The sequence below is a fragment of the Ornithinimicrobium faecis genome (genome assembly GCF_023923225.1).
Classification (GTDB): domain Bacteria; phylum Actinomycetota; class Actinomycetes; order Actinomycetales; family Dermatophilaceae; genus Ornithinicoccus; species Ornithinicoccus faecis.
The window spans coordinates 3,277,443-3,292,616 of sequence record NZ_CP099489.1 but is presented as its reverse complement, the minus strand read 5'-3'; the positions used below and the strand labels follow the sequence as shown (position 1 = coordinate 3,292,616).

Genomic DNA, 15,174 nt, shown 5'->3' with positions numbered 1-15,174 from the left:
GACCGAGCGCGCGGGGCGTCGGTCCTAGACCCGACCGGGCGCGCGGTGTGGTGGTCGTGGACCTGACCGGGCGCGCGGTGTGGCGGTCGTGGACCTGACCGGGCGCGCGGTGTGGCGCTGTCGCGTCCTAGACCACTGACCCAGTGACGCTGGTCCACATCTGTGAACACCTCGGCATACTCGGGTCTTCGGAGCCCGTGCGCTCGGTGGGGTCAGATCTCGCCGCGCCGTGCGCTCGGTGGGGTCAGATTTCGCAACCCCGCGCGCTCGGTCGATCTAGGGGGTAGGGGTGGGGCCAAAGGGGACGGGGGGCAGGGCGATGCCCTCGGCGTCGAAGGCGACCTTGGCCTTCTCGCGGATCTGACGGGGAACGCCCCACTGTTGTCCGGGCACGCACTTGGCGAAGACCCGGATCGTCATGGCGCCGGCAGCCACCGAGTCGACCCCGCCGACGGTGGGCGGCTCTAGGACCTTGCCCTTGACCTCGGGATCGGCGTAATACTCCTCGAGCACGCGCTCGATGATGGGGATGACCACAGACGGCTTCTCCGTGGCGGCAACCTGCAGGTCGATGGAGGCCATCGCCCAGCCCTGGCTCTGGTTGCCGATCCGGATGATCTCGCCGTTGCGGATGAACCACACGACGCCGGTCAGGTCCCGCAGTCGGGTCACGCGCAGCGAGACCTCCTCGACGACGCCGACCGCCTCGCCGGTGTCGATCATGTCGCCGACGCCGTATTGGTCCTCAACGATCATGAAGATGCCCGACAGGAAGTCCTTGACCAGCGACTGGGCGCCGAAACCGAGGGCCACGCCGCCCACGCCGGCGCTGGCGAGCAACGGTCCGAGTGGCAACCCGATCAGCGACATCACGGTCAGGACCGCGATGGTCGCGATGACGAAGGTCGCCACGCTCTTGAGCAGTGACCCCATGGTCAGCGCCCGTTGCCGCCGCCGCTCGGCATCGACGCCGAGCAGCCGCTCGCCGGTGTTCATGCGCTTCTCGTCGGCGCGCTTGACCGCGTTATCGACCACCCCCCGGATCGCCCGATGGGCGAGCCAGCGGGCGACCAGGGCGAGCAGGATGGTGAGCACCACCAGCAGGGGTGCCCCCAGCAGCCAGGTGCCGAATTCGGACCAGGAGGTGAACGGCATACGTGCAGTGTCGCAAACCAGGCTGCCGCGACTGGCAGACTGGCCCGACAACCCAGACCAACTCGAGAGGCACCCACGTGACATCTGCTCTGCCCACCCACCTTGCTGAGCTCGCTCAGGGGCACGGGGTGGCGACCGAGTTCTGGGACTGGCAGGGCCATCACCGAGAGGTCGAGGAGTCAACGATCAGAGCGGTGCTGGAGGCCCTCGGCGTCCCCGCGGCCGACGACGAGCAGATCAAGGCGGGCCTGGTTGCCCTGCACGAGGACCCATGGCGACGAGTCCTGCCACCGGTCGCGGTCATGCGGGCTGGCACCGCACACCGCCTCCCCGTCCACCTGCCCGCCAAGACCGAGTTCACCGTGCGAATCGTCCTCGAGGGTGACGGCGTCGTGGAGGTCGCGCACACGCGCGGTGCGGTCAACAAGCAGGTCGACGGCCGCACGCTCAGCCAGTTTGAGGTGCAGCTGTCCGACTCACTGCCGTTGGGCTGGCACACGGTCGAGGTGCGCGCGCAGGAGACGTCCACGCAGGGTGCCTCCACGGCCAGTCCGACCGCGCACACGATGCCCCTGGTCGTGGCGCCCGCCAAGCTCGAGCTGCCCGAGTTCCTGCAGCGCGATGGCGAGCAGGCGTGGGGCGTGATGACCCAGCTCTATGCGATGCGTTCGCGCCGTTCCTGGGGGACGGGCGACTTGGCTGACCTGGCTGATCTCGGTGCGTGGGCTGCCGGACTGGGCGCGGACTTTGCGCTGGTCAACCCGCTGCACGCGGCCGAACCGCACCCGCCCATGGAGCCCTCGCCCTATCTGCCGACGACGCGGCGGTTCGTCAACCCGATCTATATCCGGGTCGAGGACGTGCCCGAGGTCGCCTACCTCTCGGCCGCCGAGCGTCAGTTGGTCGAGTGGCACGCCGATGATGCCCAGCGCTTCAACGAGCTCGACTTCCTCGAGCGCGACGCGGTGTGGGTCGTCAAGGAGGCCGCCCTGCGGATGGTCTTTCGGCAGGCCCGATCGGTCCGGCGTGAGCGGGCCTTTCACGCCTTCGTGGAGCGGGAGGGGCAGGGACTGGTCGACTACGCAGTGTGGGCCGCCCTGTTCGGCTTGCACGGGTCTGACTGGCGGGAGTGGCCGGAGCAGTTCCAGGACCCACGCGGTGCAGCCGTCGAGAAGTTCCGGGAGGAGCACGCTGCGGAGGTCGAGTTCCACTGCTGGTTGCAGTGGATCCTGGCGGAGCAGCTCGCCACGGTGCAGCGCGAGGTCACCGACACCGGCATGCGCTTGGGCATCTTCCACGACCTGGCGGTCGGGGTGCACCCGCACGGGGCGGACACCTGGGCCCTGGGCGACGCCCTCGCCCGCAACGTCACCGTGGGGGCCCCCGCCGACCAGTACAACCAGCTCGGTCAGGACTGGTCGCAACCGCCGTGGCGTCCGGACAAGCTAGCCGAGCTCGGCTACGCGCCCTACCGCGAGATGATCCGGGCCGTCCTGCGTGATGCCGGCGGGCTGCGGGTCGACCACGTCATTGGTCTGTTCCGCCTCTGGTGGATCCCGGAGGGGACCTCGGCCGGGGAGGGCACCTACGTGCGCTACGACCACGAGGCGATGATCGGCATACTCATGCTCGAGGCCCACCGGGCCGGGGCGGTCGTGGTCGGAGAGGACCTCGGGACCGTCGAGCCGTGGGTGCGTGACTATCTCACCGAGTCCGGCATCCTCGGCACGTCCATCCTGTGGTTCGAGCGGGACTGGGACGGCGGGGGCGGGCTGGTTCCGCCGGAGAACTATCGCGAGCTGTGCCTGGCCACCGTGACCACCCACGACCTGCCGCCGACCGCCGGCTACCTGGCTGGCGTGCACGTCGACCTGCGGCACTCCCTCGGGCTGCTTGACCGGTCGCTGGAGGAGGAGAAGGCCGCCGACGAGGCCGCCCGCGGGGAGGTGTTGGCCGACCTGCGGCGCCGCGGGCTGGTGCGCGAGGGTGCCTCGGTCGCCGAGCAGGTCGAGGCGCTGCACCGGTTCCTCGGGTTCACCGCCTCCAAGTTGATCGGCGTCTCGGTCAGTGACCTGGCCCAGGACACCCGCGTCATCAACCAGCCCGGCACGGACGAGGAGTATCCCAACTGGCGGGTCCCGCTCGCCGGCACCGAGGGCCGCCCGGTCATGCTCGAGGAGCTCTTTGCCTGGCGCTCGGCCCGCCGGCTCGCTCGGACGGTCTCGCGCGAGGCCTGAGCAGGGGACGGGAACGGCCCCGCACCTCTGTGTGAGGTGCGGGGCCTTCCGGTATGCCGAGTGGTTGCCTCACCCCGGGAGCGGACCCATCCTCCGCGCCAGCGAGGGCTGTGCGAGACCTCCCTGAAAGGCGGGTGGGTGTACGAAACCTCCCTGAAAAGTCGGGCGGGGTGTACGAAACCTCCCTGAAAAGGCGGGTGGGGTGTACGAAACCTCCCTATTTTTTGGGTCAGGCCCGGTCGCGCTCCTGCACGCGCAGGGCACGTGCCACCGTGTCGCGGTTCTCGGCGACGGTGCGCCGCAGGCCGGACGGTGCCTCGGGGTGGGCATCCAGCCACGCGCTGGTGGCGTCCAGCAGGCGCTGGTCGGCCAGGGCGTGGGGATAGAAGCCCACGGCGATCGACTCGGCGATGTGGTGCGTGCGTGACTCCCACACCTGGTTGATCGCCTCGTGATAGCGCTTGATAAAGGGCGTCAGGAGCTCGGCGTCGTGCACCCGGCCGAAGCCGAGCGACGTGGCCGAGAGGACCGCGTTGGGCAGCTCGTCACTCTCCACGGCATCGCGCCAGGCAGCGGCCTTGGCCTCGGCGCTCGGGCGAGCGGCCAGCGCGCGGGCCGACTTCTCCCGGCCGGTGGCCGTGTTGTCGCGGGCTCGTTCGGCCTCGATCTCGCTCTCGTCAGCAGCGCCCGCGGTGGCGAGCGAGGTGAGCAGGGTCCACCGAATGTCCTGGTCGACGGTGAGCCCCTCCAGGGACTGCTCGCCCGTCAGCAGGCCGCGCACCAGGTCCAGCGAGTCCTCGGACTGCGCGAACGAGGCCCAGGCGGTGACCAGCTGCAGCTGGGCGTCTGAGCCGGGCGCCGCGGCACGGGTCGCCGCGAGCAGCGCGGTCTCGACCTCCGCGAGGATCTCGCGACGTCGGGCGGGGGCCGTGTAGGTCAGGGCAGCGGTCGATACCTGCTGGATCAGCACGCGCAACAGCGTCGACTCGGTCTCGACGGCGAGAGCCTCCACGCCGAGACGGATGTAGTCAGTGGCCGCCATCTCGCCGTCGCGTGTCATGTCCCACGCCGCGGCGAGCACCAGCGAGCGGGGAAGGGACTCCACGAGCGCCCGCGGCTGAGCGAGGGCGGTGGCCAGCGACATCTCATCGAGGCGAATCTTGGCGTAGGCCAGGTCGTCGTCATTGACGAGCAGCAGGTCCGGCATCGCACGACCGACCAGCTCCGGGACCTGGGTGGACTCACCGTCGACGTCCAGCTCGACCCGGTGTGTGCGCACGAACGCGCCGTCCTGCAGGTCATAGCACCCGACGGCCAGGCGGTGCGGTCGCAGGGTGGGCCACTCCGGCGGCGCGGTCTGCGTGATGGACGCGGCCGTGATCGTGCCGTCCTCGACCTCCACGACCGGGGTCAGGGTGTTCACCCCGGCGGTCTCCAGCCACAGCTGGCTCCACCGGCTCAGGTCCCGCCCGGAGGTGGCCTCCAGCTCGGTGAGCAGGTCCGCCAGGGTCGTGTTGCCCCAGGCGTGCTTGGCGAAGTAGGCCCGCAGCCCGTCCCGGAAGGGCTCGCGCCCGACGTAGGCCACCAGTTGCTTGAGCACCGAGGCGCCCTTGGCGTAGGTGATGCCGTCGAAGTTGACCTCGACCGCGGCTAGGTCGACCATGTCCGCCGCGATCGGGTGGGTGGAGGAGAGCTGGTCCTGACGATAGGCCCAGCCCTTCTCGGCGGTGGCGAACGTGGTCCAGGCGTCGGTCCACTGGGTGGCCTCGGCCTGGCAGGTGGTGGAGGCCCACTCGGCGAAGGACTCGTTGAGCCACAGGTCGTCCCACCACTGCATGGTCACCAGGTCGCCGAACCACATGTGCGCCAGCTCGTGCAGGATCGTCAGCGCGCGCCGCTCGATGATCGACTCGGTGACCTTGCCGCGGAAGATGTACTGCTCCACGATCGTCACGCAGCCGGCGTTCTCCATCGCGCCCATGTTGTATTCGGGCGTGAAGATCTGGTCGTACTTGCTGAACGGGTAGGGCTGGTCGAACTCCTCCTCGAAGAAGCCAAAGCCCGCCTTGGTGCAGGCCAGGACGTTGTCGGCGTCCAGATACTGGCTCATCGACTTGCGGCAGAAGACCCCCAGCGGGATGGACCCCGCCCTGGTCTCCACCTCGTCGCGCACGACGGCATAGGGGCCGGCCACCAGGGCGGTGATGTAGGACGAGATGCTGGGTGTCGCGTCAAAGGTCCAGGTCGCGATGGGCGCCGGTGAATTGTCGGCTCCCGTGTCTGCTGGGTCAGTCTGTCCCGCACCAGGTTTGGTCCCCGCGGCCTCCGGCTGCGGCGTCGGCTGGTTGGAGATGACCTGCCAGTGCGCCGGGGCGGTGACGGTGAACTGGAAGGTCGCCTTGAGGTCGGGCTGCTCGAAGGCCGCGAAGACGCGACGGGAGTCGGGGACCTCGAACTGGGTGTACAGGTAGACCTCACTGTCGGCCGGGTCCACGAACCGGTGCAGGCCCTCACCGGTGTTCATGTAGGCACCGGTGGCGTCGACCGTGAGGGTGTTGCGCGCAGCTAGCCCGGGCAGTCGGATGCGCGAGTCAGCCCAGTGCTCGGCCGGGTCCAGGTCCACCCCGTTGAGCGTGATGGACTGCACCGACGGGGCGATCAGGTCGATGAAGGTCTCGGCCCCCTCCTGCGCGCCGAACTCGACCGTGGTGACGGTCCGGAACGTCTCCGGGCCGGTCGTCAGGTCCAGGGCCACGGCATACGAGTCGGTGGTCACGACCGCGGACCGTGCGGCCGCCTCGTCACGGGTGAGGTTCTGTCCGGGCATGCAAGGCTCCTGTGCTCTGCGGGTGGTGGCGAGGGCCGCGTTCGTTCGCGACGCCTTCGGTGCAACGATGGTGCCATGAGCACCCCGACTTCAAACACTTCGCCCCGTGAGGGCGCCACCCGGGCCGAGATGTGGTTCGACCCGGCCTGCCCGTGGGCCTGGATGACCTCCCGCTGGCTGATGGAGGCCCAACAGGTCCGCGACCTGGACATCACCTGGTCGGTGATGAGCTTGTCCGTCCTCAACGAGGGCCGTGACCTGGACGCGGACTACCGAGCGATGCTCGACAGGGCCTGGGGCCCGGTGCGCGTCCTGATCGCGGCGGCCAAGGAGGCACCCGGCGACGACGAGGGAAACACCACGCGCAAGGCCCTGTATGACGCGCTCGGTCGCCGGATCCACCTCGAGGGGCGCGGGAGCGGCGACCCCCAGGCGCTGATTGCTGAGGCGCTGGAGGAGGTCGGGCTGCCGGCCGAGTTGGCGCGCTTCGCCGACAGCGACGAGCAGGATGCCGATGTGCGGGCCAGCCACGAGCGGGCCATCAATCTGGTCGGTGACGACGTCGGCACGCCGGTCGTCTCGGTCAACGGCGTCAGCTTCTTCGGTCCCGTCATCACGCCAGCTCCCAAGGGTGAGGCCGCCGGCAAGCTGTGGGACGGTTGTGTCCTCGTGGCGGGCACGCCGGGCTTCTATGAGCTCAAGCGCACCCGCAACGCCAGCCCGGACTTCAGCTGAGGAGCGACAAGGTGCGCATTCACATCGGTGGTGACCACGCGGCATACGAGCTCCAGCGTGAGCTGGTCCGCTGGTTGGGCGAGGAGGGCCACGAGGTCGTTGACCACGGCCCGACCACGTTTGACGAGTTGGACGACTATCCCGTCTTTGTGCTGCGCGCCGCAGCGGGTGTCGCGGCCGACGAGGGGTCGCTGGGCATCGTGCTCGGCGGGTCCGGCAATGGTGAGCAGATCGCGGCCAACAAGGTGGCCGGGATCCGTGCCGCCCTGGCCTACAACACCGAGCTGGCGCAGTTGGCGCGCGAGCACAACGATGCCAAGGTCCTGTCGATCGGGGCACGGATGAACACCGTCCAGGAGGCCAAGGACATGGTCACCACCTTCGTGACGACGACCTTCAGCGGTGCTGAGCGCCACCAGCGGCGGATCGACATGATGGCCGCCTACGAGGCAGACGGCACCCTGCCCGACCTGCCCGCCTGAGCCCAACCGCTCGGCAAGCACGAGCCCCCGGGGGAGTCCCCGGGGGCTCGTTGCGTTCTCAGCCCTGCGGGGCTGGCGGGAGGTTGGTGTCGGGGGTGCCGTCGGTTGTCGGCGCGTCGGTGGTGGAGGCGTCGGTTGCGGGCCCGTCAGCCGTGGGCCCGTCGGTCGTGGGACTCGTGGCTCCGAAGTCGTCGTCCTGACCGTCGAGGGAGTCCAGGCCGTCCTTGACCTTCTCCTGGCCCTGGTCGATCTGGTCGGAGAACTTGCCGCCGGTCTTGTCGTCGATGAACTCCCCGGCCCGGTCCATGCCCTGCTCGATCTTGTCACCGTGCTGGTCGACGGCGTCGGCGATCTTGTCCTTGTTGTTCTCGAACGCACCGGTGATCTTGTCCATGAGACCCATTGGAGGTTCCTCCCGTTCGTGGCGCCGGTGCATGACCGGCATGACCCCAACAACCTTGCACACCGACCGGGAGTATGTCGAGGGCGGGACGCGCGGTTGCCCAGCGCCCCACAAGGATTGGGCCCGGACACAGAGCAGCCCCCGGTCCAGGGACCGGGGGCCACTTGTATGCCGTGAGGCTGGGTCAGGCGGGGTTCTCCCCGTTGCCCTTGGCGTCCCCGCCGCCGAAGCCGTCGACCGCGTCGCCAACCTTCTCCTGGCCCTGGTCGACCTGGTCGGAGTATTTCCCGCCGGTCTTGTCGTCGACGAAGTCGCCGCCCTGCTCAATGCCCTGATCGATCTTGTCGCCGTGCTGGTCGACGGCGTCGCCGATCTTGTCCTTGTGGTCGTCGGCAGCGCCGGTCACCTTGTCCATGAACCCCATGAAGTCGTCCTTCCTGTGTTCTTGCGCCGGAATGTCCCCGGCCTGACACCTCCAACGTGACACACATGACGGGCTCTGTCTACTCAGCGGTAGGGACTGAAGTCAGGATCACGCTTCTCGGCGAAGGCTGCTGCACCCTCCTTGGCCTCGTCCGACTCGACGAACAGGTCGAGGCCGGCGAACGCCACATTGCCCAGTCCCTGCAGGTGGTCGGAGTCGGCGTTAAAGCTGTGCTTGAGGAAGCGCAGGGCGGTGGGGGAGTAGGAGCCGATCTTGCGGGCATACTCATGGGCTTTGTCCAGCAGGGCGTCGGGGGCGACCACGTCGTTGACCAGGCCCCACCGCTCGGCCGTCTGAGCGTCATACAGATCCAGCAGGAACCAGATCTGACGTGCCCGCTTCTCGCCGACCACGCGGGCGAGATAGGCCGAGCCGTAGCCGGCGTCGAAACTGCCCACCCGCGGTCCGCTCTGGCCGAAACGTGCGGTCTCGCTGGCGATGGACAGGTCGCACAGCACGTGCAGGACGTGCCCGCCACCGACCGCGACCCCATTGACGGCGGCGATCACGGGCTTGGGGATCTCGCGGATGGCCTGGTGCAGGCGCTGGATCTCAAAGATGCCCCACTCGGTCTCGCCATAGCCGCCGGTCTCGGCGCGCTCCTTGACGTCGCCTCCCGCGCAGAAGGCCTTGTCGCCCGCGCCGGTGAGGATGACCGAGGCCACTCGGCGGTCGGCCCAGGCGTGTTTGAAGGCCGCGATCAACTCATCGACCGTGCGGCCGCGGAAGGAGTTGTAGCGCTCGGGGCGGTTGATCGTCACCACGGCGACCGCATCCGGCTCCTCCACCTGGTAGGTGATGTCGGTGAAGTCCTCGGCCTTAATCACGTGAAATCTCCTCGCGCTGTGGGTTAGGGATATGTCGTCATCTTGACGGTCGTCACGGACGGTGGCAAGGTCACAGCGTGTCGGAACGAGAAAATCAGCCTGTTGCCCTGATCACCGGAGCGGGGCGTGGCATCGGCCGCGCGGTCGCGGTCACCCTCAGTGAGCAGGGGTATGCCGTGGCGCTCACCTCCCGCAGTGTCGAGCAGCTCGAGGAGGTGGCGGCGGTGTGCCCCGGGCCGAGCATGGTGGTCCCCTCAGACCTGACCGATCCTGGCGCGGCGGACCAGCTCGTGACGAGGATCGAGCAGGAGTGGTCGGCACCGGAGGTGGTGGTCGCCAATGCCGGTGCCGGTGTCTCTGCCTCCGTGCAGAAGACCACTGACGAGCAGTGGCAGCAGATGCTGGACCTCAATCTCACCGCACCCTTTCGCCTGCTGCGCCGCACGATCCCGGCGATGAAGGCGGCCGAGCACGGCCGCATCGTGGTCGTCGCCTCGGTCGCTGCCAAGATCGGCGAGCCCTACATCTCGGCCTACACCGCCAGCAAGCACGGCGTGCTGGGGCTGGTCCGCTCCGCCGCAGCAGAGCTGGCCCGCTCCGGAGTGACCGTCAATGCGGTCTGCCCCGGCTATGTGGACACCCCGATGACCGACGCCACGGTGCAGGGCATCGTGGACAAGACCGGGCGCACCGCCCAGGAGGCACGAGCGCTGCTCGAGGCCAAGCAACCCAACCACCGCCTGGTCACGGTCGACGAGGTCGCCCTGGCCGTCCTGGCCTGCGTGCACAACGGCGCACTGACCGGGCAGGGCATCAACATCGACGGAGGAGCAGTCCAGTCATGATCGAGCGCGTGAACCCCCCAGAGCTGGGCACCCCCAGAGGCTTCAGCCACGCCGTGGTCGGCACCGGCACAATGGTGCTCCTGGCCGGTCAGACGGCCCTGAACCCCGAGGGTCGCATCGTCGGCGAGGACGTGGTGGAGCAGTTCGAGCAGGCGTTGTCCAGCCTGCTCACCTCGCTGCGGGCTGCCGGGGGCACCCCGGAGGATCTTGCGTCACTGACCGTCTACATCGTGGACATGGATGACTACAAGGCACGCTCGCGTGACATCGGCGGGGTCTGGAAGCGGCTCATCGGCAGCCACTATCCCGCGATGGCCGGTGTCGGGGTGAGTCGCCTCTGGGACATCGAGGCCCTGATCGAGGTGCAGGGCGTGGCGATCCTGCCCGAGTGACCAATGCGAGTGACGTGGCTGAGGGGCGTGGCCGAGTGACGCAGACACGAGACACGACTTTGTGACGATTTGTAGACGAGAGCCACAGATCCGACATAGGGTCGGGGGCAGCACGGCGCAAGGAAGCGCCGGGTGCACCTGAGGAAGGCCACCGTCATGACCGCACGACGCACACCACAACTGATCGCCCTGACTGCTGCCGGCGCGCTCGCTCTGAGCGCCTGCGGCGGTGGCACCCTCGGCGGGGGCGATGATGACGCCGCGGCAGAGGGACCGATCAAGATCGGTCTGCTGGTCCCGCAGTCCGGCGTCTACAAGAGCCTCGGCGACGATATGAAAGCAGGCTTCGAGCTCTACCTCGAAGAGCACGATGACACGCTCGGTGGCGCCGAGATCGAGGTGATCCTGGCCGACGAGGGCGAGACAGCCGACTCCGGCAAGGCAGCCGCCGACAAGCTCGTCAAGCAGGACGAGGTCACCGTCGTGACGGGGGTGGTCAGCTCGGCGGTGATCAACGGTGTGGTCGACCTGTTCGAGACCAACAAGATCCCGCTGGTCGGCTCCAACGCCTCGCCCACGACGCTCACCGACGCGACCTACGTCTGGCGCACGTCCTATGTCAACGATGAGCCGGGCAAGGCGCTGGGCGCCTACGTCGCCGAGAACGTCGACGGCAGCGTCTACTTCCTGGCAGCTGACTATCAGGCCGGGCTGGATGAGGTCACCGGCTTCAAGAGCACCTTCGAGCCCGCAGGCGGCGAGACAGCCGACGAGGTCTACACCCCGTTCCCGGGGACCACGAACTTCCAGCCGTTCCTGGCCAACGCCAAGTCGTCGGGGGCGGAGGCGCTGTTCAGCTTCTATGCCGGCGGCGCGGCCGTCGAGTTCGTCAAGCAGTACGACCAGTTCGGGCTCAAGGGCGAGGTCGACCACTATTCGGCCGGCTTCCTCACCGAGGGTGGGGTCCTGGACGGTCAGGGCGCCTCCGCCGAGGGCACATTCACGGCGATGAACTACAACTACGACCTGGACAACGAGATCAACGCCGCGTTCGTCGAGGCCTATGAGGCCAAGACCGACCGCCTGCCCACGACCTATGCGATGGCCTCCTATGACGCCGCCAAGGTGCTGGACCTGGCGATCGAGGCGTCGGGCGGCGTGGCCGACGGCGACGCCATCAACACCGCCCTGGGCGAGATCGAGGAGATCGAGTCTCCCCGCGGGACCTGGACCTGGTCAGACATCGGCACCCCCGTGCAGCAGTGGTATCTGCGGGAGGTCCAGGAGGTCGACGGCACGCTGCAGAACGTTGTGATCCAGGAGCTTGGCGAGCTGTGACTGACGGAGTGTCATGATCGGATGGTTCAACTCCCACCTCGTCAGCATGGTCGACGGGGTGGCCTACGGGCTGCTGCTCTTCACACTGGCGGTCGGGCTGTCGCTCGTCTTCGGCATGATGGACGTGCTCAATCTCGCGCACGGCACCCTCTACCTGGTCGGCGCCTATGTCGCCTACGCCCTGTCCGACGGCAGCTGGCTCGGCCTGCTGATCGCCCTCGTGGTCGGGCTGGTCGTCGGTCTGCTGGGTGGGGGGCTGCTTGCCGCGGCGGTCGCACCGCTGCAGGGGCGCGGGCACCTCGACCAGGCGGCCCTCACCCTCGGCATCTCCCTGATCGCCGCCGAGGTGCTGGTGATGATCTTCGGTGGCGAGGTGCTCCCCACGGCACCGCCGGTGGCGCTGTCTGCCTCGGTGTCGGTCCTCGGGCACACCTATCCCGTCTATCGGCTCGTCTTCATCGGCGTCGCAACGGCGCTCGCGGCGCTCGTCTATCTCGCCTTTGAGCGCTCCTCGATCGGCGCCCTGGTCCGCGCGACCGTCGCGGATCGGGACATGGTGCGCGCGATGGGAGTCGACACCCGCAAGGTGCTCTTCGGGGTCTTCGGGTTCGGTGCTGCTCTTGCCGCGATCGGCGGAGTGCTCGGCGCGCCCATCATCGCGCCCGGGCCCGGCATCGACGAGCGGGTGCTCGTCCTCTCACTCGTGGTCGTGGTCATCGGTGGCCTCGGCTCGGTTCGTGGCGCGCTCATCGGCGCCCTGCTGATCGGGCAGGTGCAGACTCTGGGCGTGGCGCTCGTGCCGTCCTATGCGCCGTTCCTGCTGTTCGGCGCGATGCTGCTCGTCCTCGCCCTGCGTCCGCAGGGCCTCTTCGCACCGGCGCGCGCATGAGTGCCGTCACGCAGGGTGCCGCGGCCCCTGCGCCGGACCGGTCGCACGGGCCGTCCCGGCGGCCGCTGCCGATCCGGCAGTCGCTGGTGGTCGGCCTCGTCGTGCTGGTCCTGCTCATGGTGCCGTGGGTCTTCGACGCCTTCACCGTGAGCACCTTCACCCGTGCCCTGGTCTTTGCTGTCCTGGCGATGGCGGTCAACCTGCTCACCGGCATCGCCGGGATGCCAACGCTCGGCCAGGCCGCCTATTTCGGCGTGGGGGCCTACACCGGGGCGCTCGTGTCAATCCACTGGTCCGAGCTGGGCGTCATCCAACTGCTGCTGGCGACGTTGGCTGGGGTCGTGGCCGCTCTGCTGACCGGGCCGTTGGCCATCCGCGGTCGGGGTGTCGCGTTCTTGATGATCACCCTGGCGATCGGAGAGATCGGCTACAGCGCGGCCGGACGACTCGACTGGGTGACCGGCGGCACCGACGGACTCAGCGGCATCCTGCCCGTTGTCCTCCTGCCGGGAGGCGAGGGCCTGGTCAACGAGGGCCTCATTTACTACTACGTCCTGGTGGTGGCCGCCCTGGCCTATGTCGGGGTCGGGGTCCTGCTGCGCTCACCCTTTGGTCTGACGCTGCGCGGCCTGCGTGACAACGAGGCCAGGCTCCGTGCGGTGGGATATCGCACCAACACCTATGCGCTGGGCGTCTATGTGTGTGCCGGTGGCCTGGCCGCGCTGGCCGGGTCGTTGTGGACCTCATCGCAACGGTTCGTGGCACCCGGCGACATGGGCTTTGACATCGCTGCGCTGGCACTGCTCGCGGTCATCGTCGGTGGCGTGGGATCCATGTGGGGGGCCTGCCTGGGCGCCGCCGTCGTGGTGTTCACCCGCGACTATTTCGGTCAGATCATCTCTGGGCACGCCCCGCTCCTGCTCGGGATCCTGTTTGTCCTCGCCGTCTATCTGCTGCCCAAGGGCATCGCGGGTGGGCGGGCCCAGTGGCGCTCCCTGTTTCCCAGGAGTCGCGCCGAGACGACACCGGAGGAGGCCACATGACGGCGGGGGGACCGGTGACCGGCGCCGCTGCCGCGCCAGCTCTGAGCGTGGAGGGGCTGAGCCGGCACTTCGGCAGCCTGAAGGCCGTGGAGGACGTCACCTTTGAGGTCCGTGCTGGCACGCGGCATGCCCTGATCGGCCCCAACGGCGCGGGCAAGTCCACGCTCTTCGCGCTCATCGCCGGTGCCCTGCCTGCGACGGCCGGGACGGTGCGGCTGCACGGTGACGATGTGACCGCACTGCCCGAGCATGCCCGGGCCCACCGCGGGCTCGTGCGCACCTTCCAACACTCCTCCCTGTTCCTGTCGGCGACCGCTCGGGAGAATGTCCTGATGGCCGTCCAGCGCCGCCACGGCGTTCAGGCCAGGCCCTGGGGCGCGGTCACCCGACGGAGGGGCCTCCTGGAGGAAGCCGACGAGATCCTGAGGCAGTTCCACCTGCTTGACCGGGCCAGCGCCGGGGCCGGTGCGCTGTCCCACGGTGAACGGCGTCAGCTTGAGGTCGCGGTCGCGCTCGCGACCTCACCCTCCGTGCTGCTGCTCGACGAGCCGGCCGCTGGGATGTCGCCCGCCGACACGCAGGCCTTCCAGGAGGTTGTGCTCGCATTGCCGCGCGAGGTCACCGTGCTCCTGGTGGAGCACGACCTGGACCTGGTCTTCGGCGTGGCCGAGCGGGTGAGCGTGCTTCACCTCGGTGAGCACCTGATCACGGGGGATCCCGCGGAGGTGCGCGCCAGTGAGGCGGTCCAGCGTGCCTATCTGGGCGCCGAGGACACCTCAGACCTGTTCGTGGAGGAGGCACCATGACCGCTGACCCGATTCTGGCCACCCGGGGACTTGTCTCGGGCTATGCCGGCTCCCGCGTGCTCCACGAGGTCGATGTCGCCGTGCCCGAGGGCGGGGTCCTGACTCTCCTGGGGCGCAACGGAGTTGGGAAGTCAACCCTGGTCAACACCATCATGGGGCTGGTGCCACCGATGGCCGGCTCCGTGCGGGTGGCGGGCCAGGAGGTCGCGGGCGCCAGACCGGATGCCATCGCCCGGCTCGGTGTGGGCCTGGTCCCACAGGGCCGACGGGTCTTTGCGCCGCTCACGGTGGCCGAGCACCTCGACATCGCTGACCGCCTGGGCCGCAAGGGTGAGTGGACTCGCGCCCGGGTGATCGACCTGCTGCCCCGACTCGGCGAGCGTCTCGGCAACCGCGGTGACCAGCTCTCCGGTGGTGAGCAACAGATGCTGGCCATCGCGCGAGCACTGTTGACCAACCCCACCGTGCTCCTGCTCGATGAACCGTCCGACGGGCTGGCGCCCGCGGTCGTGCAACAGGTCGGCGAGGTCGTGCGGGAGGTGTGTGCCGCGGGCATGTCAGCCCTGGTCGTCGAGCAAAACCTGCGGCTGGGCCTGTCCGTCGCGGACAGGGTCGTCGTCATGCAGAAGGGATCGGTCCACTGGGACGCGTCAGTCGATGAGTTCCGTCGCAACAGGGCTCGTGCAGAGCAGCTGCTCGGGATCTAGTTAG

At 68.7% G+C, this 15,174-nt stretch carries 15 protein-coding genes; 10 read left to right on the top strand and 5 right to left on the bottom strand.

The window, feature by feature from the left end:
* Nucleotides 1-276 precede the first annotated feature (276 nt).
* Nucleotides 277-1,155, bottom strand: coding sequence for a mechanosensitive ion channel family protein (locus tag NF556_RS15360; protein ID WP_252591865.1), 879 nt, complete (start codon nucleotides 1,153-1,155; stop codon nucleotides 277-279).
* A 77-nt stretch (nucleotides 1,156-1,232) separates the two neighbouring features.
* Here NF556_RS15360 and malQ point away from each other — a divergent pair, with 77 nt between their 5' ends.
* Complete coding sequence (gene malQ / locus NF556_RS15355) at nucleotides 1,233-3,392, top strand: 4-alpha-glucanotransferase (protein ID WP_252591863.1); 2,160 nt, start codon at nucleotides 1,233-1,235, stop codon at nucleotides 3,390-3,392.
* A gap of 229 nt (nucleotides 3,393-3,621) precedes the next feature.
* Here the strand turns inward: malQ and pepN are convergent, their stop codons facing one another.
* Complete coding sequence (pepN, locus tag NF556_RS15350) at nucleotides 3,622-6,219, bottom strand: aminopeptidase N (RefSeq protein ID WP_252591861.1); 2,598 nt, start codon at nucleotides 6,217-6,219, stop codon at nucleotides 3,622-3,624.
* A 75-nt stretch (nucleotides 6,220-6,294) separates the two neighbouring features.
* On the opposite strand from pepN, the gene NF556_RS15345 reads away from it, so the two are divergent.
* Nucleotides 6,295-6,954 carry a DsbA family oxidoreductase gene (locus NF556_RS15345; RefSeq protein ID WP_252591859.1) on the top strand — a complete coding sequence of 220 codons (660 nt, stop codon included), beginning with the start codon at nucleotides 6,295-6,297 and terminating at the stop codon, nucleotides 6,952-6,954.
* Between the two features lie 11 nt (nucleotides 6,955-6,965).
* Complete coding sequence (locus tag NF556_RS15340; protein WP_252591857.1) at nucleotides 6,966-7,436, top strand: ribose-5-phosphate isomerase; 471 nt, start codon at nucleotides 6,966-6,968, stop codon at nucleotides 7,434-7,436.
* A gap of 58 nt (nucleotides 7,437-7,494) precedes the next feature.
* Here NF556_RS15340 and NF556_RS15335 read toward each other — a convergent pair whose 3' ends face one another.
* From NF556_RS15335 to NF556_RS15325, 3 genes are all read right to left on the bottom strand, one after another.
* Entirely contained in the window at nucleotides 7,495-7,830 is a 336-nt protein-coding gene (locus tag NF556_RS15335; protein WP_252591855.1) for an antitoxin, read from the bottom strand.
* Nucleotides 7,831-8,023: 193 nt separating this feature from the next.
* Nucleotides 8,024-8,263: an antitoxin gene (locus NF556_RS15330; RefSeq protein ID WP_306270065.1), complete on the bottom strand. Its 240-nt coding sequence runs from the start codon at nucleotides 8,261-8,263 to the stop codon at nucleotides 8,024-8,026.
* A gap of 83 nt (nucleotides 8,264-8,346) precedes the next feature.
* Nucleotides 8,347-9,150: an enoyl-CoA hydratase-related protein gene (locus tag NF556_RS15325; RefSeq protein WP_252591853.1), complete on the bottom strand. Its 804-nt coding sequence runs from the start codon at nucleotides 9,148-9,150 to the stop codon at nucleotides 8,347-8,349.
* A gap of 77 nt (nucleotides 9,151-9,227) precedes the next feature.
* Between NF556_RS15325 and NF556_RS15320 the strand changes: the two genes are divergently transcribed.
* The 7 genes from NF556_RS15320 (at nucleotide 9,228) to NF556_RS15290 (ending at nucleotide 15,170) form a co-directional block, all read left to right on the top strand.
* Nucleotides 9,228-9,995, top strand: coding sequence for an SDR family NAD(P)-dependent oxidoreductase (locus tag NF556_RS15320; protein WP_252591851.1), 768 nt, complete (start codon nucleotides 9,228-9,230; stop codon nucleotides 9,993-9,995).
* A complete protein-coding gene (locus tag NF556_RS15315; protein ID WP_252591849.1) occupies nucleotides 9,992-10,387 on the top strand; it encodes a RidA family protein in 396 nt (131 codons plus the stop codon). The genes NF556_RS15320 and NF556_RS15315 overlap by 4 nt, the downstream gene beginning before the upstream one ends.
* A gap of 156 nt (nucleotides 10,388-10,543) precedes the next feature.
* Nucleotides 10,544-11,725, top strand: a complete 1,182-nt coding sequence (locus NF556_RS15310; protein WP_252591847.1) for an ABC transporter substrate-binding protein — start codon at nucleotides 10,544-10,546, stop codon at nucleotides 11,723-11,725.
* Between the two features lie 13 nt (nucleotides 11,726-11,738).
* Nucleotides 11,739-12,614, top strand: a complete 876-nt coding sequence (locus NF556_RS15305; RefSeq protein ID WP_252591842.1) for a branched-chain amino acid ABC transporter permease — start codon at nucleotides 11,739-11,741, stop codon at nucleotides 12,612-12,614.
* Nucleotides 12,611-13,657, top strand: coding sequence for a branched-chain amino acid ABC transporter permease (locus NF556_RS15300; protein ID WP_252591840.1), 1,047 nt, complete (start codon nucleotides 12,611-12,613; stop codon nucleotides 13,655-13,657). The genes NF556_RS15305 and NF556_RS15300 overlap by 4 nt, the downstream gene beginning before the upstream one ends.
* Nucleotides 13,654-14,463, top strand: a complete 810-nt coding sequence (locus NF556_RS15295) for an ABC transporter ATP-binding protein (protein WP_252591838.1) — start codon at nucleotides 13,654-13,656, stop codon at nucleotides 14,461-14,463. The genes NF556_RS15300 and NF556_RS15295 overlap by 4 nt, the downstream gene beginning before the upstream one ends.
* The gene (locus tag NF556_RS15290) at nucleotides 14,460-15,170 is read left to right on the top strand and encodes an ABC transporter ATP-binding protein (RefSeq protein ID WP_252591836.1); all 711 of its coding nucleotides are present in this window, start codon (nucleotides 14,460-14,462) and stop codon (nucleotides 15,168-15,170) included. Before NF556_RS15295 ends, NF556_RS15290 begins: the two co-directional genes overlap by 4 nt.
* Nucleotides 15,171-15,174: the final 4 nt, after the last annotated feature.